The sequence below is a fragment of the Vreelandella hamiltonii genome, from assembly GCF_014651795.1.
Lineage (GTDB): Bacteria > Pseudomonadota > Gammaproteobacteria > Pseudomonadales > Halomonadaceae > Vreelandella > Vreelandella hamiltonii.
Window position 1 is genome coordinate 14,412 of record NZ_BMXO01000022.1, and the last position, 20,932, is coordinate 35,343.

Here is a 20,932-nt window from a genome sequence, read left to right on the forward strand (position 1 = left end):
GCTTTTATCAAGACTCCTGGCCAGGCGCCTGATGCAACGGCTATAGGAGCTTTGTCTGTGGCCACAAAACACGCTGCGCTTCATGCGCTGATCGAACCCATCGTTGCCGCCATGGGCTTCGAGCTTTGGGGCATCGAGCATGTTTCCCAGGGCAAGCATTCGCGGCTGGTCATTTATATCGAGCGTGAGAGCGGCGTCAGCGTGGAAGACTGCGCCGATATCAGCCGTCAAGTCAGTGCCGTGATGGATGTGGAAGATCCGATTCCTGGCGAGTATCGCCTGGAGGTCTCGTCACCCGGTATGGCACGCCCCCTTTATTCTCTGGATCACTTCACTCGCTACCAGGGCCATCAGGTGGCGCTGAAGCTACGCCTCGCTTTCGATGGCCGACGCAAGTTCCAGGGGTTGTTGGCTGGGGTCGAAGGAGACGAAGTGCTGCTGCAAATGGAAGGCGAAGAGTACTGCTTTCCCATTGAAAGTATTGATGCTGCGCACGTTGTCCCGCAGTTCGAAGAATAACGGGTGGCGGCTTCCGGTAGATGCCGGGTCGACGCACAAAAGGACAGGTTTTCTGGCGAGGCATACGCATGAGTAAAGAAATCTTAATGGTCGTGGACGCGATCTCCAACGAAAAAGGCGTCCCCCGTGATGTAATTTTCGAAGCGGTTGAAGCCGCGCTGGCCAGCGCGTCGCGCAAGCGTTTCGAGCACGAAGAAGCCAATGTGCGGGTGCGTATCGACCGTAAAACCGGCGACTACGACACCTTCCGCTACTGGACCGTCGTGGAAGACGACGAGTTCGAGACGCCCGACTACGAAATCAAGCAGAGCATCGCCGAGCAGCGGGATCCGCCGCTGGCGTTGGGCGATGTGGTCGAGCAGAAGATCGAAAACGCCATGTTCGGCCGCATTGCCGCACAAACCGCCAAACAGGTCATCGTCCAGAAAGTGCGCGAAGCCGAGCGCGCTGAAGTCGTGCGTCAATACGCAGACCGTGAAGGCGAGCTGGTGGCCGGTATCGTCAAGAAGACCACCCGTGACGGCCTGATCATCGACCTGGGCGAGAACGCCGAAGCGTTCCTGCCGCGCAACGAGATGATTCACGGCGAGCGCTACCGCATGAACGAGCGAGTGCGTGCGCTGCTGGTCAAGGTGGACCCGGATGCCCGTGGTGCACAGCTGCAGCTGTCGCGTACCTGCCCGGAGTTCATCATCGAACTGTTCAAGATCGAGGTGCCGGAAATTGCCGAGCAGCTGATCGAAATCAAGGGGGCGGCTCGCGACCCCGGCTCTCGGGCCAAGATCGCGGTGAAAACCAACGACCGCCGTATCGACCCGGTGGGCGCTTGTGTGGGTATGCGTGGTTCTCGGGTGCAGGCGGTCTCTTCCGAGCTGCAGAACGAGCGCGTCGATATCGTGCTGTGGGATGACAACCCGGCGCAACTGGTCATCAATGCCATGGCGCCTGCCGATGTGGCGTCTATTCTGGTGGACGAAGACGCCCACGCGATGGACGTGGCGGTCGCCCAGGACAACCTGGCCCAGGCCATTGGTCGCAGCGGCCAGAACGTGCGCCTGGCGTCCGAGTTGACTGGCTGGCGTATCAACGTCATGACCGAAGACGAGGCGGAATCCAAGCGCGAGCAGGAGATCGACAGCCTGGTGGACTCTTTCGTTCAGCACCTGGAAGTGGACGAAGACGTTGCCCGCCTGCTGGTAGAAGAAGGGTTCACCACCCTGGAAGAAGTTGCTTACGTGCCGCTGGAAGAGATGCTCGAAATCGAAGAGTTCGACGAAGAGCTGGTGGAAGAGCTGCGTGCACGCGCAAAAGACGAGCTGCTGACGATGGCGATTGCCTCGGAAGAAGCGCTGGACGGTGCCCAGCCAGCGGATGACCTGCTGGAAATGGACGGTATGGAGCGCCACCTGGCCTTCATTCTCGCCAGCCGCGGCATTGTCACAATGGAAGATCTCGCCGAGCAGTCTGTCGACGATCTGGTCGATATCGAGGAGTTGGACGAAGCGCGCGCAGCGGCACTGATCATGACTGCCCGTGCGCCCTGGTTCGAAACCGACGACACATCGGATTCGAACACACAGTAAACAGGTCACGGGCTGAGGAGGGTCACTATGTCGGATATGACAGTTAAAGATTTTGCAGTGAAGGTGGGCCGCGATGTGCCCCGCCTATTGGAACAGATGAAAGAAGCCGGTTTGCAGCACGCCTCGGAAAGCGACGCCGTATCTGAAGAAGACAAGCAGACGCTGCTGAGCTTTCTGAAGAAGAGCCACGGCGGCAGCGACAACGAGCCGAGCAAGAACCGCATCACCCTGACGCGTAAAACCCGTAGCCGCATCAAGACCGGCGAGCGCGGTAAAACCATCGAAGTTCAGGTGCGCAAGAAGAAGACCTACGTCAAGCGTGAAGAAGAGAAGCCCAAGGCTGCCGAGCCCCAGCACTCTGGCCCGCGCCAGCTGGTAGGCGACATGGCCGAAGCGGAAGCCGAGCGCAAGGCGCAGGAAGCCCAGGCGGCGGAAGAGAAAGCCGTAGCCGCAAAAGCCAAGGTGGCTGAAGACGCTGCACGCAAGGCAGCGGAAGAGCAAGCCAAGGCCAAGGCGGCAGAAGTGCCGGACATCGACGTGCCTGACCTGGAAATCGACGATGCACCGACGGGTGAAGACCTGCCGCCTGCACCGCCGAAGGAAGGCCGTACCGACCGTCGCACGGCACCGCCCAAGAAGACGGCTGCCAAGAAAAAAGGCCGCGACGATGACGACGATCGCGGTGATCGCGAAGAGCGCAAGCGTGGCGGTGGCGGCAAGAAGGTCAAGCGTGCCGAGCGCCGTGGTGGCCGTCGTGGCGGCGCAAGCCAGAGCGGCAACGGCAAGCACGGCTTCCAGAAGCCGACTCAGCCGATCGTGCGTGAAGTCTCGATCCCTGAATCGATCAGCGTTGCCGAGCTGGCCGACAAGATGTCGATCAAGGCCAACGAAGTCATCAAGGCCATGTTCACCATGGGCGCGGCGGTGACCATCAACCAGACCATCGACCAGGATACTGCGGCGATCGTCGTGGAAGAGATGGGCCACAAGGTCAAGCTGGTGAAGGACGACGCGCTGGAAACGGAAATGCTGGAAGGCATCTCCTACGAAGGCGAAGAGATCACCCGCTCACCCGTGGTGACGGTCATGGGTCACGTTGACCACGGCAAGACCTCGCTGCTGGACTACATCCGTCGTGCCAAGGTCGCCACTGGCGAAGCGGGCGGTATTACCCAGCACATCGGTGCTTACCACGTGGAAGACAACCACGGCGGCGTCACCTTCCTGGATACCCCTGGTCACGCGGCGTTTACCGCCATGCGTGCTCGTGGTGCCAAAGCCACCGACGTGGTCATCCTGGTCGTGGCCGCCGACGATGGCGTGATGCCGCAAACCGTTGAAGCGATCGAGCACTCCAAAGCGGCTGAAGTGCCCATGGTCGTGGCGGTGAACAAGATCGATAAAACGGGCGCGGACTTCGACCGCATTCGTAACGAGCTGTCACAGCACGGCGTGATCTCCGAAGAGTGGGGCGGTGACACGCAGTTTGTTCACGTGTCCGCCAAAACCGGCGAAGGCATGGAAGACCTGCTGGAAGCGATCCAGCTGGCCTCCGAAGTGCTTGAGCTGACGGCCGTTCCGTCGGCGCCTGGCAAAGGTGTCGTTGTCGAGTCTCGCCTGGACAAAGGCCGTGGCCCGGTGGCTACCGTGCTGGTTCAGAACGGTACGCTGAAGAAGGGTGATATCGTGCTGGCAGGCCTGCACTATGGTCGCGTTCGTGCGCTGACCAATGAGCTGGGTCAACAGGTCGATACCGCTGGCCCCGCCATGCCGGTCGAGATCCAGGGTCTCGACGGCACGCCGGATGCGGGTGACGACTTCATGGTCGTGGCCGACGAGAAGAAAGCCCGTGAAGTGGCCAACTTCCGTCAGGGCAAATACCGCGAAGTGCGCCTGGCGCGTCAGCAGAAAGCCAAGCTGGAGAACATGTTCAGCCAGATGGGCCAGGACGAAGTGGCCAAGGTCAACATCGTCCTCAAAGCCGACGTTCAGGGGTCACTGGAAGCCATCAAGGGCGCTCTGGAAGAGCTCTCCACCGACGAAGTGCAAGTGGCGGTGGTCTCCTCCGGCGTGGGTGGTATCACCGGAACCGACGCCAACCTGGCGCTGGCGTCTGAAGCCATCGTGGTCGGCTTCAACGTACGTGCCGATGCCGCAGCCCGTGAGATCATCGAGCGTGAAGGTCTGGATCTGCGCTACTACAGCGTCATCTACCAGCTGATCGACGAGGTCAAGCAGGCGATGAGCGGTATGCTTGCCCCCGAGTGGAAAGAAGAGATCGTGGGTGTGGCCGAAGTACGCGATGTCTTCCGCGCGCCGAAGATCGGTGCGGTGGCCGGCTGTATGGTCGTCGAAGGCACGGTTTCCCGCAGCAAGCGTATCCGCGTTCTGCGTGACAACGTGGTCATCTACGAAGGCGAACTCGAATCGCTGCGCCGCTTCAAGGACGACGTACAGGAAGTGCGTAACGGCATGGAGTGTGGCATCGGCGTGAAGAACTACAACGATGTTCAGGTCGGCGACAAGATCGAAGTCTTTGACCAAGTGAAGGTCGAGCGCAGCCTGTAAGGCAGCGAGGAGTCAACATGCGCGAATTCAAGCGTACCGACCGGGTAGCCGACCAGCTCCAGAAGGAGCTGGCGGTACTGATCCAGCGGGAAGTAAAAGACCCGCGTCTTGGCATGATCACGGTGAGCGGCGCTGCCGTCAGCCGTGACCTGGGCTACGCCGATATCTATGTCACCCTGCTGGGTGAACAGGAGCCCGAGCGTATCAAGGAAAACCTGCAGGTGCTCAAGCGCGCCTCTGGGTTTCTGAGAAGCCAGATTGCCAAGCGCATCAAGCTGCGCCACGTGCCTGAGCTGCGTTTTCATTACGATGAAAGCGTGGTGCGTGGCCAGCACCTCTCATCGCTGATCGACGAGGCGGTCTCTACCGACCGTGCCCGCCAATCAGATGACGAGGACGACACCGACGCCCAGGGTGAGGAGACGCGCTAATGGCTCGTCGCCGTCGCGGATTACCGGTGAATGGCGTGGTGCTGCTGGACAAGCCCAAGGGTATTTCCAGCAACCATGCACTCCAGCGTGTGCGCCGTCTGTTCGAGGCGCAGAAAGCCGGGCATACCGGCACGCTGGACCCCATGGCAACTGGCTTGCTGCCCATTTGCCTGGGGGAGGCCACCAAGTTTTCCGCACACCTGCTGGAAGCCGACAAGATGTATCGCACCCGGGTCGAACTGGGCGTGATCACCGACACCGGCGATGCCGAGGGTAACGTCATCGAGCGGCGTGAGGTGCCAAGCCTCACCGCCGAGGATGTGGAGGCCGTGCTGGTCCGCTTTCGTGGCGAGATCGACCAGGTGCCGCCCATGTATTCGGCGTTGAAGCACCAGGGCAAGAAGCTCTACGAGCTGGCGCGCGAGGGCAAGCAGGTTGAACGTGCAGCACGGCGGGTTAGCGTGTATGATGCGCGCCTGCTGGCGTTCGAGGGTCATGCCTTCGAGCTGGAAGTCAGTTGCAGCAAGGGAACCTACATCCGAACCCTGGCCGAAGACATTGGCCTGGCGCTGGGGTGTGGTGCCCACATCAGTCAACTGCGCAGGCTCAAGACCGGCCCCTTCGGTGGCGACGCCATGTGGACCCTGGAGGCGCTGGAAGCGCTGGCAAGTCAGGCCCATCGCGAGGCGGAACTGATGCCCGTCGATGTGCTGGTGGATCATCTGCCATCGCTCAGCGTGGACGATGCTGCCTATGACAGGCTGGCTCACGGGCAGTCGGTGCAGCTGGCCAGTGGCGAGTTGGCAGCGGATGCGCTGGCACGACTTTATCACGCCGAGACCTTTATCGGCCTTGGCGTTGTAAAAGGGCCGCAGGAAGTGGCTCCCAAGCGACTGTTGAGTACGGTCGCTCGTTCGTAATTTCGCCGTGAAAACGTTGCAAGGATGCGGCGATTTGCGCGAAAATAGCAGCTTGAGACTGCAAATATGCGTGGTCTCACCCATTCATTTTTAGGCATATTGCTTACTGGAGAGACAGATGGCATTAACCGCTGAGAAAAAGGCCGAAATCGTCAACGAATACGGCCGCGGCGACAACGACACCGGTTCCCCTGAAGTGCAGGTTGCACTGCTGAGCGCCAACATCAATGGCCTGCAGGACCACTTCAAGACCAACAAGCAGGATCACCACTCTCGTCGTGGTCTGATCCGCATGGTAAACCAGCGTCGTAAGCTGCTGGACTACCTGAAGCGTAAGGATTTCGAGCGCTATCAGTCTCTGATCCAGAAACTGGGTCTGCGTCGCTAAGCAGTAACGGCAACGATTCAAAACGGGCAGCTCCTTGCGAGCTGCCCGTTTTTTTGTTTGAGGTAGCCGTCAGCCGCGTCAACGCCTAGAATGGTGGCGAGTCAAAACGACCCAAGCGAAAAGACAAGTAGCTATTAATGTTAAAGGAAGTCGCCGTGAATCCGGTCAAAAAAACGTTCCAATACGGTCGTAGCACCGTCACCCTCGAAACTGGGCGTATCGCTCGCCAGGCCACTGGTGCCGTCATGGTCACCATGGACGAGACCGTCGTACTGTGTACGGTGGTGGCGAAGAAAGACGTCAATCCCGCCCAATCCTTCTTCCCGCTTTCGGTGCACTACCAGGAAAAGACCTACGCGGTCGGCAAGATTCCTGGCGGCTTCTTCAAGCGTGAAGGTCGCCCCACCGAGAAAGAGACCCTCACGTCACGGCTGATCGACCGCCCCATTCGCCCGCTGTTCCCCAAGGGCTTCATGAACGAAGTGCAGGTGATCTGTACCGTTCTGTCGACTGACCGCAACCATGACCCGGATATTGCGGCCATGCTGGGCACCTCGGCAGCGCTGAGCATCTCAGGCGTTCCGTTCAATGGCCCGATTGGCGCTGCGCGCGTTGGCTTCAACGAAGAGCAGGGCTACTTCCTGAACCCCACCGTCGAAGAGCTGACCACCTCCGAGCTGGACATGGTGGTGGCCGGTACCGAAAACGCCGTGCTGATGGTGGAGTCGGAAGCTCAGGAGCTGCTGGAAGACGAAATGCTGGGTGCCGTACTGTTCGGCCACCAGGAGATGCAGGTGGCGGTCAACGCCATCAAGGAACTGGCCGCTGAAGCAGGCAAGCCGCGCTGGGACTGGCAGCCGCCCGCCGAAAACGTGGCGCTGAAAACCGCCATGGCCGATGCATTCGAAGCCAAAGTGGGCGATGCGTACCGCATTACCGACAAGATGGCGCGTCAGGATGCGCTGGCCGAGCTGAAAGAGGCTGCTTTGGCCCAGCTGGTGGCTGAAGAAGGCGACTCCTCGGAAGGCAAGTTCAGTGCCGATGACGTCAAGGGGGCCTTTGCGGCGCTGGAGAAGCGCGTGGTGCGCTCTCGCGTCGTCAAGGGCGAGCCGCGCATAGATGGCCGCGACAACGTCACCGTGCGCCCGCTGGCCATTGAAGTCGGCGTGCTGCCCAAGACTCACGGCTCGGCCATCTTCACCCGTGGTGAAACCCAGGCCATCGCCGTGGCGACACTGGGCACGCTGCGCGACTCGCAGCTGATCGAGTCGCTGGAAGGCGAGCGGAAAGACCGCTTCATGCTGCACTACAACTTCCCTCCCTACTCGGTGGGTGAAGCAGGCTTCATGGGTGGCCCGAAGCGTCGTGAAATCGGTCACGGCCGTTTGGCTCGTCGTGGCGTCCAGGCCATGCTGCCCTCCGAAGAAGATTTCCCCTACACCATTCGCGTGGTGTCGGAAATCACCGAATCCAATGGTTCCAGCTCCATGGCCTCGGTCTGTGGCTCCTCGCTGGCGCTGATGGATGCAGGCGTTCCGCTGAAAGCCCCGGTGGCGGGTATTGCCATGGGTCTCGTCAAGGACGAAGACGGCTACGCGGTCCTGACCGACATCCTGGGTGACGAAGACCATCTGGGCGACATGGACTTCAAGGTAGCGGGTTCTGAAGAGGGTGTTACTGCCCTGCAGATGGACATCAAGATTGAAGGCATCAACGAAGAGATCATGGAAACCGCGCTGCAGCAGGCTCACGATGCGCGTATCGGTATCCTGGCGCAGATGAACGCCGTGATCAGCCAAAGCCGTACCGACGTCTCCGAGAATGCGCCTTCCATGGCCACCATCAAGATCGATCCGGACAAGATCCGTGACGTCATCGGCAAGGGCGGCGCTACCATCCGCAAGATTTGCGAAGACACCGGCGCGTCCATTGACCTCGATGACGACGGCACCGTGCGCATCTATGCCGAAGACAAGGCTGCGGCCAAGAAGGCCATCGATACCGTACTGGCCATCACGGCAGAAGCGGAAATCGGCAAGCTCTATCAGGGCAAGGTCGTGCGCATCGCCGACTTCGGTGCTTTCGTGAACATCATGCCGGGTACCGATGGCCTGGTGCATATCTCGCAAATCGTCGCCGAGCGCGTCAACAACGTGCGCGATTTCCTCAACGAAGGTGACGACGTCGTCGTGAAGGTGCTGGATATCGACAACCGCAACCGCGTGAAGCTCTCGATCAAAGAGATCACCGAGGAAGAGAAGGCCGCGTTTGCCGCTGCCGAGGCGGATATCGCAGGCTAATCGGCCACCCGCGTATGACCACCGCCCCTGCAGCCCCTGGCTGTGGGGGCGGTGTCGTTTGGTAGCCCCGCATATTTGAAGCCCCACGTATTTTGATAGACCCATACAGAGGAAGCAGCATGGAGCAGCAGGAGTCACCGCGCTGGTGGGCGGTGGTCGCCGTGATGATCGGCATCTTTTTACTGGTAACCGCCGAGCAGCTGCCCATTGGGCTGCTCTCGCAGGTTGCCGCAGACATGGGCGTGACCCCCGGCATGGCCGGGCTGATGGTGACCGTGCCGGGAGTGATAGCGGCGTTTTCTGCCCCCTTGCTGCCGGTGGCCGTCGGCCGTCTGGACCGCCGCATCATGCTGACGCTGATGATGGTGGTGATGGTCATTGGCAGCCTGCTGTCGGCCTTGGCCACGACCTTTATCTTTCTCCTGGCCGCCAGGGTGCTGGTGGGGATGAGTATTGGCGGTTTCTGGGCCATTGCTGGCAGCATTGCGCCGCGCCTGGTGCCAGCGCATCAGGTGGCCCGTGCCATGACCATCATCTTCGGGGGCGTGGCGGCAGCCTCGGTGCTGGGCGTGCCTTTGGGGACACTGCTGGGGGATGCCAGCCACTGGCGGGTGGCCTTCGGTGCCCTTGGCGGCTTGAGCCTGCTCACCGCCGTGGCGCTATGGGTGTGGTTGCCGCCGCTTCCACCCCGGGAGCCGGTGCGCTTGCGCATGCTGGCGCAGCAGCTGCAAAACCGAGGCGTTCGGGTCGCCGTGCTGACCACTGGGCTGGTGGTGGTCGGGCACTTCGTGGCGTACACCTTTATCAGTCCGATCCTGCAGGAGATCAGCGGCGTGGCCCAGCGGCATGTAGGCAGCCTGCTGCTGCTCTATGGGGCGGCAGGCATTCTGGGCAATATCGCCGCTGGAGCCTTTGCCGGGCGCCATCCTTATCGGGCGGTGTTGGTCATCCCCAGCCTGCTGCTGGTGGTAGTCGGGCTGTTTCCGCTGCTGGGCGTGCAACCGACCAGCGGTGTGCTGCTGCTGATGCTGTGGGGCGCCGTGTTTGGCAGTGTCTCGGTCAGTATCCAGACCTGGATTCTGCGCACGGCTCCCAATACCGAAGCCGCCACGGCGCTGATGGCGTTTGTCTTCAATATGTCGATTGGCCTGGGCGCCATGGTTGGCGGTCAGGTGGTGGACAGCACCAGCCTGCCGGTGACCATGTGGGCATCGGCAGGGCTGTTCCTGCTGGGGATGCTGCTGGTATGGCGCACCCCCGCGCGCATCGTGGGGGAAAAGCACCGCTAGCCGTCAGGCAAAAAAATGCCCCCGCGTGTGCGGGGGCAGTCATCACGGCGCGAGAGCGCGGTATCAGGGGCGCTCGATGGCCAGCGCCACCCCTTGCCCACCACCGATACATAGCGTGGCCAAGCCTTTCTTGGCATCGCGGGCGATCATTTCGTGGAGCAGCGTGACCAGCACGCGGCAGCCGGAGGCACCAATGGGGTGGCCAATGGCAATGGCGCCGCCGTTCACGTTGACCTTCGAGGTATCCCAGCCCAGCTCCTTGTTGACCGACAGCGCCTGAGCCGCGAAGGCTTCGTTGGCTTCGACCAGGTCCAGGTCATCCAGGCTCCAGCCCGCTTTTTCCAGGCAGCGGCGGGTGGCCGGTGCCGGGCCAATGCCCATGATGGCCGGGTCGACCCCTGCATTGGCATATGCGGCAATGCGTGCCAGCGGCTCCAGGCCCAGCTCTTTGGCTTTTTCAGCGGAGCACAGCATGACCACGGCAGCACCGTCGTTGAGCGATGAAGCGTTGCCTGCTGTCACGGTGCCATCTTTCTTGAAGGCAGGGCGCATGCCACCCAGCTTTTCGGCAGACACTTCGCGCGGGTTTTCGTCAGTATCAAAAACCACCGGGTCGCCTTTGCGCTGGGGGACTTCCACCGGCACGATCTGGCCTTTGAACTTGCCCTCTTTGATGGCAGCCGCGGCTTTTTGCTGCGAAGCGGCGGCAAATTCGTCCATCTCTTCCCGGGTGATGGCGTATTTTTCGGCCAGGTTTTCGGCAGTGATGCCCATGTGGTAGTTGTTGAACGCGTCCCACAGGCCGTCGTGGACCATGGAGTCGATGGCTTTCCAGTCGCCCATGCGCTGGCCGTTACGCGAATTCGGCAGGATGTGCGGGGAGGCCGACATGTTTTCCTGGCCGCCTGCCAGAATGATCTCGGCATCGCCACAGCGAATGGCCTGAGTGGCCAGGTGCAGCGCCTTGAGGCCGGAGCCACAGACCTTGTTGATGGTCATGGCTGGCACGCTCTCTGGCAGGCCTGCCTTGATGGCGGCCTGGCGAGCGGGGTTTTGGCCGACGCCTGCGGTCAGTACCTGACCCAGCAGCACTTCATCGATCTGTTCAGGAGCCACGCCCGTCGATGCCATGATGTCTTTGATGACCAGCGCGCCCAGGTCGCTGGCAGGAATACCGGCAAGTGAACCGCCAAATGAGCCTACAGCAGTGCGGCGAGCCGCCACAATGACCACGTCTTGCATACATTGACTCCTTGAGTGAGTGTTGCATCGTTTCTATCGCAGATAAATTCATCGCAGGTAAATTCATCGCAGATAGATGCATCGCAGATAGACGAGCCGCCTATCTCTTGTTGTTAGCGTCGTTACTGCGTGTCGTGTCAGGCTTGGCTACCAGCATAGGGGAAGGTTGTGCGTTGCGGCAATACGCTTTTTTTGCAAATAAAAACGGGCCGATCAACGGCCCGCTGGAAACGGCGTGTTTGCAACGCTTGCGTCTTACGCCAGCTGTACCGGAATGGCATTGCTGGTGTGGCTGACGTGGTTGCCTTCCTGCAGGTAGACCAGCGCGGGCTGGTGCTGCTCCACTTCGGCTTCGGAGTAGTGGGCGTAGCTGCAGATTATGATGCGGTGCCCAGGCGAGGCCAGATGCGCCGCCGCGCCGTTGATGGAGATCAGCCGTGAGCCTTCCTCGCCGCGAATGGCGTAGGTGGTGAAGCGCTCGCCGTTCTCCACGTTGTAGATCTGGATCTGTTCGTTTTCGCGGATCCCGGCCATGTCCAGCAGCTCGCCGTCGATGGCACAGGAGCCTTCGTAGTTGAGCACGGCGTGGGTGACGCGGGCCATGTGCAGCTTGGCCTTGAGCATGATGGTGTGCATGAAAACTCCTGGATGACGAGCCAGCCCGACGGCTAGCCCTGGGCAGCTTTGGGTAGCTGCACACTGATGTTGTCGATAAGCCTTGCCGGGCCGAGTTTGGCAGCTGCCAGCAGAACGGCCTGGTGGGTGGACGGCGTGACCGGGCCGAGTTCGGGGTCACGCAGCTCCAGATAGTCGGGCGTAAAGCCGGCATCATACAGCGCAGCCTTGCCGCGTTGTAGTACCTGTTCGATAGGCTCGCCTTGCACCAGCGCCTCGCGTAATGCGCACAGCGTGCGATATAGCGCAGGTGCCTGGGCGCGCTCTTCGGCACTGAGGTAGCCATTGCGTGATGACAGGGCCAGACCGTCCTCGGCACGCACGATGGGCACGCCCAGAATCTCGATGGGCATGTGCAGGTCGGCGACCAGCTTGCGGATCACCGCCAGCTGCTGATAGTCCTTTTCGCCAAAGCAGGCGACATCGGGCTGAACCAGGTTGAACAGCATGCTGACCACCGTCGAGACGCCATCGAAGTGCCCAGGGCGTGACCCGCCGCATAGTCCTTCGCCTACCACCGGTACGTGGACACGGGTTTGTGCCGTCAGGCCATTGGGGTAGAGCGCACTCACCGTGGGGGCGAACAGAACATGGCAGCCTGCCTCGGTGAGCTGGGCCTGGTCCGCCTCGAAGGTGCGCGGGTAGGCATCCAGGTCTTCACCCGGGCCAAACTGCATCGGGTTGACGAACAGGCTGGAGACCACCACGTCCGCGTGCTGCCGGGCAGTGGCCACCAGGGCCAGGTGACCGGCATGCAGGTTGCCCATGGTGGGCACTAGCGCAATACGCTGCCCCTGGCGCCGATATTCGCGCAGCATGGCGCGTAGTTCGTTGATATCTCGCAAAGTGCGCATAGGAAATTCGCAATGACTCGCTTAGAAGCAGTGTTCCGTGGCGGGGAAGGTGCGGTGCTTGACCGCCTGATGGTACGCTTCGAAGGCCCCTTGAATGGAGCTGGCCTCGCTCATGAAATTCTTCACGAAACGCGGCGTGCGGCCATGGGTAACCCCCAGTACATCGTGCATCACCAGAATCTGACCATCGGTGTCCGGCCCTGCGCCAATGCCGATGACGGGCACATCCAGCGCCTCGGTGACGGCTTTGCCAAGGCTGGCAGGCACACACTCGAGCAAAATGACCGAGGCACCGGCCTCTACCAGCACCTTGGCATCCTCGATGATCTGCGCCGCCTGTTCGGCTTCGCGGCCCTGCACCTTGTAGCCGCCCAACTGATAGACGGTTTGCGGGGTCAGGCCCAGGTGGGCGCATACCGGAACGCCCCGGCGTGTCAGCTCGCGAATGCCGTCGGCCATCCAGGCTTCGCCTTCCACCTTGACCAGCTCGGCACCGGCGCGCATCAGCGCCGCGCCATCCTGCAGCAGTTGCGTGGTGGTGGCATTGCTCATGAAGGGCAGGTCGACCATGAGCAGGCTGTGACCCTTGCCCCGCGCGGCACAGCGGGTGTGGTAACAGATGTCGTCGATGGTGACGGGGAGCGTGCTGCTGTGACCTTGCAGCACCATGCCCAACGAATCACCGACCAGCAGCACATCGACACCAGCGGCGCTGGCGGCATGGGCAAAAGAGGCATCGTAGGCGGTCAGGCAACTGAACGTTTCGCCGGCGCGCTTATAGGCTTGCAGCGTGCTCAGGGTAACGGTTTTCATGGCGTGCTCTCGTTGTTTCTTCATGGGGTCGATGGCATGGCTGAACGTCAGCGCTGCTCGACCATTATTATCGCGGCATCCCTGCGTGTGCGAAGGGGTGTAACCGGCAATTGTTACCTGAATGCGGGCATGGTGTCGAGATTTGTGTCAGACGGTAGCAGTCGAGAGGGTGGCCGTGTTGGGTAAGCGGCGGATGTCGTCCAGCGGGAGGGTCGATGCCCAGTGATCGAGCGGCTGCCCATGCAAGGTGAGTGGTTGATCCAGCGTGCCGGCAAGCTCCGCCAGTGGCACCAGTACGAAGGCGCGCAGATGCATCTGTGCATGGGGCACGGTCAAGCGCGGCCACTGGCAGTGCTGCGACCCGTAGAGCAGCAGGTCCAGGTCCAGGGTGCGGGGGCCCCAGTGGCGCAAGCGCCGCCGCCGATGGCGCTGCTCGAGCGCCTGTAGCTGATCCAGCAGAGCCAGCGGCGAGAGGCGGGTTTCCAGGCAGGCCACGGCATTGATGAAGTCAGGCTGGTCCTGGGGGCCTATCGGCGGGGTGGCGTAGAGCGAAGAGTGGCCCAGCATCTGGCACAGGGGCAGCGTTGCCAGCGCCTCCAGGGCCCGAGTGAGCTGCCCCTTGGGGTCGTCCAGATTGCTGCCCAGGCCAATATAGGCGCGTACCGGGCTCACGCTTCGCCCTTGCGAGATTTACGCTTTTTCTTGCGCCGCCGGTCGCCCTGGCTTGCCGGGTCGCTGCCGACTTTTTGCAGCAGGCGCAGCTGTTCGTGCTCGTCCCCTTTTTGGAAGGCCGTCCACCAGTCGCCCAGGCCACGCGGGATCTCGCCCGCCTGCTCACGGAGCAACAGCAGGTCGTAGGCTGCCCGAAAACGTGGGTGCTCGCGGGTCTGGAAGGCGCGCTTGCCCCGCCGCATGGGCAGGCGCGATTGCAGCTCCCAGATTTCCCGCATGGGAATACCGAAGCGCTTGGGAATCGACGTATGCTGCAACTGACGAGAAACGACCTGCTGGGCGGCGGTTTGCAGTGCGGGTACTGAAGGCATGCCCTCGCGTTCGAGCTCAGCCTGGCGATGTACCGCCGGTGCCCAGAGAAACGCCGCCAGCAAAAAGGCCGGTGTGACCGGGCGGTCTTCGGCAATGCGTTTGTCGGTATTGATCAGCGCCTGCTCGATCAACTCCTCTGCCCAGGCGGCATCGGCCATGGCCTCTTCGGCTTCCGGGAAGAGCATGCCGAACAGGTTGTAGTGGCTCAGCAGGCGGAAGGTAATCAGCCCATGGCCGGACATGAACAGCTTGAGTACTTCGTCGAACAAGCGTGCCGGAGGAATGTTCAGCAGCAGCGGCGCCAGGTCGTACATCGGCGCTTCGGTGGCCGATTCGATGGTGAAGTCGAGCTTGGCAGCAAAGCGGACCGCCCGCAGCATGCGCACCGGGTCTTCCCGATAGCGCGTGGCAGGGTCTCCGATCAGGCGCAGAGTGCGTGAATCGATGTCCTGCGCGCCGTTGGCGAAGTCGTGAATGGTGAAGTCGGCAATGTTGTAATAGAGCGCATTGACCGTGAAGTCACGCCGTAGCGCATCCTCCTCGATACTGCCCCATACGTTGTCGCGCAGCAGCAAGCCATCGTCGGACTGATGGGCAATGTGATCGCCGTGCTCGTCCTGCGGCTTGCCGCGGAAGGTAGTCACCTCGATGACCTCACGACCAAAGCGCACATGCACGATACGGAAGCGACGGCCGATCAGACGTGAGTTGCGAAACAGGTCACGCACTTGCTCCGGCGTGGCGTTGGTGGCCACGTCGAAATCCTTGGGCATCTTGCCCAGCAGCGCATCACGAATGCAGCCACCCACCAGGTAGGCATCGTAGCCAGCACCATTGAGGCGATAGAGCACCTTCAGCGCGGCTTCACTGATTTGCTTACGAGAAACGGGGTGCTCGGAGCGCGGAATAATGCGTGGGCTGAGCGCGTTGTCAGCGCTCTCTGGGGAATCGAGCAGTGATTTCAAGTGCTCTCCCGGACTATGTAATAAACGGGTAAATCCTTTAAACATGCGGCGATATCGACTCGCAGGGGTATCGATCAAGGCGTTGAGTGTATCCGACCCCCGATAGCTTGCAAAGCGCCGAGGCGGCGTTTGGACGGTAACAGGTGACAAATGCGGAAAGGGGAGGCTACATGAGCCTCCCCCTACTAAGCAGACAATCAGCATCCATGCTGCTGTTTTTATTCATGATGGCACATCGCCCTGAATACGCACCGCAGTCGGTAGGCGTAAGAACCACTCTGATTCCGACCGCCTCGTATTCAAAACAATAATCCAACCGCGAACTTTTCTCTCCCGGCGAATTGTTATTGGCTCCGGGGGTGTACACCTATGCTGCTGTTATTGTTGTTTGGGTGCAGCTTGTTGTGTACGTCGCGTCCTTTTTGGGCACTTGTAGATTGCTGTTGTTTTTGTTGTCGCATCAGGGGCTGCGCCGTGTTTGCAAACCCTGTGCTTACAAGTAGTGAGACTCAAGCCTGTTGTTCTTGTTAGTACCGTTATCTCTGCCTGGCCCTGTTGTTCTTGTTGTGGCTCAGGTCGGGGCGGCGTCATGTTGTTTTTGTTGGCGACTGCCGCGTGGCCCAGTTTGTTCTTCTTGCTGAGTAATATTGCACTCGCTGTGCCACCTATCAGATAACTTTTAGTTTTCATACGCTTGGCAATTTTCAGGCGGATCGGGGAACTTATCCGCACAGGAAGTGTTACCCCGAAATTGCCCTTTTTGCCGAGTCGTTGTGTGGGAAGGTAACAGTGAAGGGGTAACGGTTTTTGGATAATTCTTATGCAAATCAATCTATTGGACGTTAGTCTTATTATCGACTTAAGTTTATCGGCGTGTCGTTTTTTTACGGGGAATCCCTAGCCGTTGACGCCTTTCCCAGAGGTTCTTGCGGCTGATGCCCAGCTTCTGGGCCAGCTCCGTTTCGCTCATCTGGTCCTGATGCTCCAGCACGAAGTGCTGAAAATAGTCCTCCAGAGAGAGGTCGTCCTCGTTGGGTTCCGGTTCGCCGTCGCTGGCAGGACCCGTGGGTGTGACGCTGGCGGTGGGGGGCGGCACCGGGCGATTGGTCACTGGACCAAGGCCCAGGTCGTCAGGGTGGATCAGATGCCCCTCGGCCAGAATGACACCGCGCTCCAGAGCATTTTCCAGCTCGCGCACGTTACCGGGCCATGGGTAGTCGCGCAGGTCCTGGCGTGCCGCCCGTGAAAGCCGCAGCCCCGGCCGCTCATGTCGCTTGCAAGCTTTCTCCAGCAGAATGTCGGCAATCTTCAGCACGTCATCCTCGCGCTCCCGCAGCGGCGGCAGCGCAATCTGCATGACGTTCAGGCGGTAGTAGAGGTCGAGCCGGAATTCGCCGCTCTTGGAGAGGGCACGCAGGTCCCGGTGGGTGGCGGCAATCAGGCGCACATCCACGTGGCGTGTTTCGACCGAGCCAATCTTGCGGATTTCGCCCTCTTGCAGCACCCGCAAGAGCCTGGCCTGGGCGTCCAGCGGCAGTTCACCAATTTCATCCAGAAACAGCGTCCCGCCGTCCGCGGCTTCCACCAACCCGGTGCGGGCGGCGCTGGCGCCGGTAAAGGCTCCCTTTTCATGGCCAAACAGCTCGGACTCGATCAGCGTTTCGGGGATCGCCGCGCAGTTCACGCAGATCAACGGTGCCTTGGCACGCTTGCTTTGTTGATGAATGGCGCGGGCGACCAGCTCCTTGCCGGTGCCGGACTCGCCCTGGATCAGCACGGTGACATCGGCGGGCGCCGTTTTGCGAATGCGCGTATAGACCTGCTGCATGGCGCTGCAATCACCGATCATCGTCTGCCTGCCACCGCCATCGTCGGTAATGTCCGGGGGAGTACCTTGCTGCATGGATTGCTTGTGCAGAATGCGCTCGACGGTTTCCAGCAGTTCGGTATGGTCAAAGGGCTTGGCCACGTAATCCACGGCGCCCTGCTTCAAGGCATCCACCGCCGAGCGCATGCTGGCATAGCTGGTCATGATGAGCACCGGGGCCGGGGCGGCCAGGGCGATCAGCGCCGTGCCCGGTTCCCCTGGCAGGCGCAGATCGCTGATCACCAGATCGAAGTCGCTGGGGGGGAGCTCGCGGGCTTCCTCGACGCTGGCGGCCTCGCTGACGCGATAGTCATGCCGCTCCAGCAGGCGCTTGAGGGCGCTGCGAATAATCGCTTCATCTTCAACAATCAGTATCCGGGGCATGGGGCAAGTGATCATCCTGTCGGTAAAGCGGGAGCCATAGCGTGATGGCCGTGCCGCGAGGCTGTCCGGGAGGTGGCGAAGCCACTTCTATGTTGCCTTGGTGTTCATTGATGATTTGATACGCCAACGATAACCCAAGCCCGGTACCTTCGCCTGCCGGTTTCGTGGTGGTGAACGGTTCGAACAACCGGTGTTTGACGCTGTCGTCGATGCCGTGACCGTCGTCGGTCACGCGCCACCAGGCGTGGTTGGCCTGGTGGCCAGCCTCGATCACCACGCTGCCTTGCGGGGCACAGGCATCCTTGGCATTGCTCAGCAGGTTGACCATCACCTGGGTCAGTCGCTGGGCGTCACCACGCACCACAATGTCATCCGCGCACGCATTGGTAAAGCGCACATCCTCCCCTGAGCGGGCCAGATGGATCAAGTGCAAGGCATCGTCGCTGACGCTGGCCAGGGCGACCGGAGCGGCGGGCTGGGGCAGGGCCGCTCGGCCGCCATGGGCAAAGCCGACCAGCGAGTTGACGATGCGGGTTACGCGTTGGGTCAGCTGTTGGATCTGGTCGGCGGTTTCCAGCAGTGCTGGGTCTTCGGTGTCGTAGCGCAGGTTTTGGGCCAACGATGAGATGCCGGTAATCGGATTGCCGATCTCATGGGCCACGCCGGCAGCCAGTTGGCCAATCGAGGCCAGGCGCGCGGCGTGCACGAGTTCCTCTTCCAGCCACTTCATTTCGGTGTGGTCTTCGACCAGCACTACGCTGCCGCCACGGCTGTCATGGCCACTCAGAACCGCTTTATGCAGGGTGAGAAAGTAATCCTTGCCGTGCAGTGAGACGGCCTGTTTGTAAAGCGGGGTCTGGTCTGCTTCCAGTACGCTGCCCAGCAGTTCCGGCCAGGGTGCGGGCAGGCTGTCGCGGCGTGAGCCGATCACGCTGTCTCCACTGATACCCGAGAGCTGCGACAGCGCCTGATTCCACATCAGGAGTTCGTCGTCGTCACCCAGTACGCAAAGCCCGACGGGGAGATACGCCAGCGTCTGGCGGTGGTGGCGGCGCAAACCGTCCAGTTCGCGGGCCAGCCCGGTCAGCCGTGAACGGTAGGCTTCCAGGCGGCTTTCGACGAAGTGAATGTCGTCGGTGACCGGCGCATCGTCGTGGCGATAGGGCAGGTAGCGGTCCACGATGTCGCGCGCCACCGAAGGCCCCATGAGCCCGGACAAGTTGGCCTGGATACGATCACGCAGGCGGCGCAGTGCGTAGGGGCGGCGCTCCTGATGTGTCAGGTTGAGCGCCTTCAGGGCGCGACTGACCTCACGGCCAGCGGCTTCCTCGCCCAGCGCCTGGGCCAGGTGTGCGGTGAAATCACCGGCGGTGGCGGCCTCCAGCGGCAGGCGCTTGGAACGGATGACCGCGTCCACCGAGCAGGCCTCGGCAGACGAGCTTTCGCCTTCGGACATGCGCGTGAACAGCGATACCACCATCAGCAGAACGATATTGATGGCCAGCGAGATCAGCGTGACGCTGAACCAGGCAGGGTCATCGGCGCTCATCAGCGGGGTGAAGGGCAGGGCGGGCAGCGGGGTGTTGAGCAGCAGGGGCAGCCACAGCCCCCACAGCCAGATGACGATGCCGCCGACCAATCCCGCCAGGGTGCCCTTGCGATTGGCGCCGGGCCAGTAGAGCAGTGCCAGCATGCCCGGCAGGCACTGGGCCATGCCCACGAAGGCGGCCAGCCCCAGGCTGGTGAGGGAGTGATAGCGGCCCAGGCTTTCGGCGAACAGCCAGCCTCCGGCAATCACCGCGACCACCAGCGCGCGACGTAGCCACAGCAGCCAGCCATAGAGGTCGCTGCGCGCTTCCGGCGGCCGGGCTACGAGCACCAGGTGATTCAGCACCATGCCTGACAGCGCCAGCGCAATCATCATCATGGTACCGCTGGCTGCGGCCAGGCCGCCGATGAAAGCCAGCGCACCGACCCACCAGTGCTCGGTCATCAGATAGGCGGCGTAGGCCGCGACGGGAACGTCGGGCTGAGTCGATTGGGCTGCCCATAAGATCAGCGGGACGGGCAGCGCCATCAGCAGCAGAAACAGCGGCAATGACCAGCTGGCCTGAAGCAGGGTGTGCCGTGAGAGGCTTTCGGCGAAGGTGATCTGAAACAGGTGCGGCATCAGGAAGGCGGCGGCAAAAAACAGCAGCAGCAGGGTTCTCCATTGGGGCGCGTCCAGCTGCGGGGTAGCGGCCTGCACGGCGGCCCCCGGGCCTTCCAGCCAGCGCTGCAGGTCCTGGGGGCCATCGAACACCCACCACAGCGCAATCACGCCAAGCCCCAGCATGGCCAGCAGCTTGATCACCGATTCGAAGGCAATCACGGTCAGCAGCGTATCGTGGCGCTGGCGGTGGCTGTGGCGGGCGCCAAACCGCACCGCGCAGGCAGCGATAGCGGCACAGAGCAGCAGCGTGACGGCCCCGCTGTAATGGCTGCCCGAGAGCAGCGCAATGGTGTCGCTGAGGGTCTGCACCTGAATGCCCAGCAAGGGCAGGACGGCCGCCAGGCTCAGCAGCGTGACCAGCGTACCGGCCCAGCGTGACCGATAGCGGAACGCAAACAGGTCGGCCAGAGAGGAGAGCTGGTAAGTGCGGGTGATGCGCTGGATGGGCACCAGCAGTACCGGTGCCAGCAAGAAGGCACCGGCTGCGCCCAGGTAGTAGGCCAGGTAGCCGAAACCGGCTTTGGAAGCCATCTCGACGCTGCCGTAGACCGCCCAGGCGCTGGCATAGACCCCTAGCGCCAGGGTGTAGACCATGGGGTGACGCGTGACCCGGATAGGGACCCAGCCGCGCTCGACGGCCATGCCGCAGGCCAGCAGCAGGCCAAGATAGCCCAGGCCCAGCAGGGTAACCCCCGCTAGCTCAACGCTCATCCAGCTTCCTCTTCTGTTCGAGCCATAGGGTCAGGGCGATCAGGCCACCCCAGATGGCGAAAGGGCGATACCAGGCCGTGTCCGGGTCGCCCCAGCCGTTCATGAACAGAGGCGATAGCAGATAGCCGCCAAACACCAGAAACAGCATGATGCGGTAAACGTACATG

General features: G+C 61.5%; 17 protein-coding genes. 8 read left to right on the forward strand and 9 right to left on the reverse strand.

Annotated features, from left to right (window positions below; genetic code table 11):
* Nucleotides 1–57: 57 nt before the first annotated feature.
* The 8 genes from rimP to IE061_RS17230 all read left to right on the forward strand — a co-directional run bounded on the left by rimP (nt 58) and on the right by IE061_RS17230 (nt 9,998).
* Complete coding sequence (gene rimP, locus IE061_RS17195; RefSeq protein ID WP_081138051.1) at nt 58–519, forward strand: ribosome maturation factor RimP; 462 nt, start codon at nt 58–60, stop codon at nt 517–519.
* Between the two features lie 68 nt (nt 520–587).
* Nucleotides 588–2,102 (forward strand): transcription termination factor NusA, encoded by a 1,515-nt coding sequence (gene nusA / locus IE061_RS17200; protein WP_039181366.1) that lies wholly within the window; start codon nt 588–590, stop codon nt 2,100–2,102.
* A gap of 27 nt (nt 2,103–2,129) precedes the next feature.
* Nucleotides 2,130–4,670, forward strand: a complete 2,541-nt coding sequence (infB, locus tag IE061_RS17205; protein ID WP_193462149.1) for a translation initiation factor IF-2 — start codon at nt 2,130–2,132, stop codon at nt 4,668–4,670.
* A 17-nt stretch (nt 4,671–4,687) separates the two neighbouring features.
* Nucleotides 4,688–5,101, forward strand: coding sequence for a 30S ribosome-binding factor RbfA (gene rbfA / locus IE061_RS17210; protein WP_016915926.1), 414 nt, complete (start codon nt 4,688–4,690; stop codon nt 5,099–5,101).
* Entirely contained in the window at nt 5,101–6,021 is a 921-nt protein-coding gene (gene truB, locus IE061_RS17215) for a tRNA pseudouridine(55) synthase TruB (RefSeq protein WP_016915927.1), read from the forward strand. The genes rbfA and truB overlap by 1 nt, the downstream gene beginning before the upstream one ends.
* A gap of 118 nt (nt 6,022–6,139) precedes the next feature.
* The gene (gene rpsO, locus IE061_RS17220; RefSeq protein ID WP_016915928.1) at nt 6,140–6,409 is read left to right on the forward strand and encodes a 30S ribosomal protein S15; all 270 of its coding nucleotides are present in this window, start codon (nt 6,140–6,142) and stop codon (nt 6,407–6,409) included.
* A 137-nt stretch (nt 6,410–6,546) separates the two neighbouring features.
* A complete protein-coding gene (pnp, locus tag IE061_RS17225; RefSeq protein WP_081193556.1) occupies nt 6,547–8,709 on the forward strand; it encodes a polyribonucleotide nucleotidyltransferase in 2,163 nt (720 codons plus the stop codon).
* A gap of 119 nt (nt 8,710–8,828) precedes the next feature.
* Nucleotides 8,829–9,998 (forward strand): MFS transporter, encoded by a 1,170-nt coding sequence (locus IE061_RS17230; RefSeq protein ID WP_193462150.1) that lies wholly within the window; start codon nt 8,829–8,831, stop codon nt 9,996–9,998.
* Nucleotides 9,999–10,061: 63 nt separating this feature from the next.
* Here IE061_RS17230 and IE061_RS17235 read toward each other — a convergent pair whose 3' ends face one another.
* From IE061_RS17235 to IE061_RS17275, 9 genes are all read right to left on the reverse strand, one after another.
* Complete coding sequence (locus IE061_RS17235; RefSeq protein WP_016915931.1) at nt 10,062–11,240, reverse strand: acetyl-CoA C-acetyltransferase; 1,179 nt, start codon at nt 11,238–11,240, stop codon at nt 10,062–10,064.
* A gap of 255 nt (nt 11,241–11,495) precedes the next feature.
* Nucleotides 11,496–11,876 (reverse strand): aspartate 1-decarboxylase, encoded by a 381-nt coding sequence (gene panD, locus IE061_RS17240; RefSeq protein WP_016915932.1) that lies wholly within the window; start codon nt 11,874–11,876, stop codon nt 11,496–11,498.
* Between the two features lie 32 nt (nt 11,877–11,908).
* A complete protein-coding gene (gene panC / locus IE061_RS17245; protein ID WP_193462151.1) occupies nt 11,909–12,769 on the reverse strand; it encodes a pantoate--beta-alanine ligase in 861 nt (286 codons plus the stop codon).
* A 21-nt stretch (nt 12,770–12,790) separates the two neighbouring features.
* Nucleotides 12,791–13,582 (reverse strand): 3-methyl-2-oxobutanoate hydroxymethyltransferase, encoded by a 792-nt coding sequence (gene panB / locus IE061_RS17250; RefSeq protein WP_096923345.1) that lies wholly within the window; start codon nt 13,580–13,582, stop codon nt 12,791–12,793.
* Nucleotides 13,583–13,729: 147 nt separating this feature from the next.
* Entirely contained in the window at nt 13,730–14,254 is a 525-nt protein-coding gene (gene folK / locus IE061_RS17255) for a 2-amino-4-hydroxy-6-hydroxymethyldihydropteridine diphosphokinase (protein ID WP_193462152.1), read from the reverse strand.
* On the reverse strand, nt 14,251–15,636 hold the full coding sequence (gene pcnB, locus IE061_RS17260; RefSeq protein WP_193462153.1) for a polynucleotide adenylyltransferase PcnB: 1,386 nt from the start codon (nt 15,634–15,636) through the stop codon (nt 14,251–14,253). The genes folK and pcnB overlap by 4 nt, the downstream gene beginning before the upstream one ends.
* A gap of 820 nt (nt 15,637–16,456) precedes the next feature.
* Nucleotides 16,457–17,842 carry a sigma-54-dependent transcriptional regulator gene (locus tag IE061_RS17265; RefSeq protein WP_193462154.1) on the reverse strand — a complete coding sequence of 462 codons (1,386 nt, stop codon included), beginning with the start codon at nt 17,840–17,842 and terminating at the stop codon, nt 16,457–16,459.
* A complete protein-coding gene (locus IE061_RS17270; protein WP_193462155.1) occupies nt 17,820–20,765 on the reverse strand; it encodes an ATP-binding protein in 2,946 nt (981 codons plus the stop codon). Before IE061_RS17270 ends, IE061_RS17265 begins: the two co-directional genes overlap by 23 nt.
* The gene (locus IE061_RS17275; protein ID WP_016915939.1) at nt 20,755–20,931 is read right to left on the reverse strand and encodes a hypothetical protein; all 177 of its coding nucleotides are present in this window, start codon (nt 20,929–20,931) and stop codon (nt 20,755–20,757) included. Before IE061_RS17275 ends, IE061_RS17270 begins: the two co-directional genes overlap by 11 nt.
* Between the last annotated feature and the right edge of the window lies 1 nt (nt 20,932).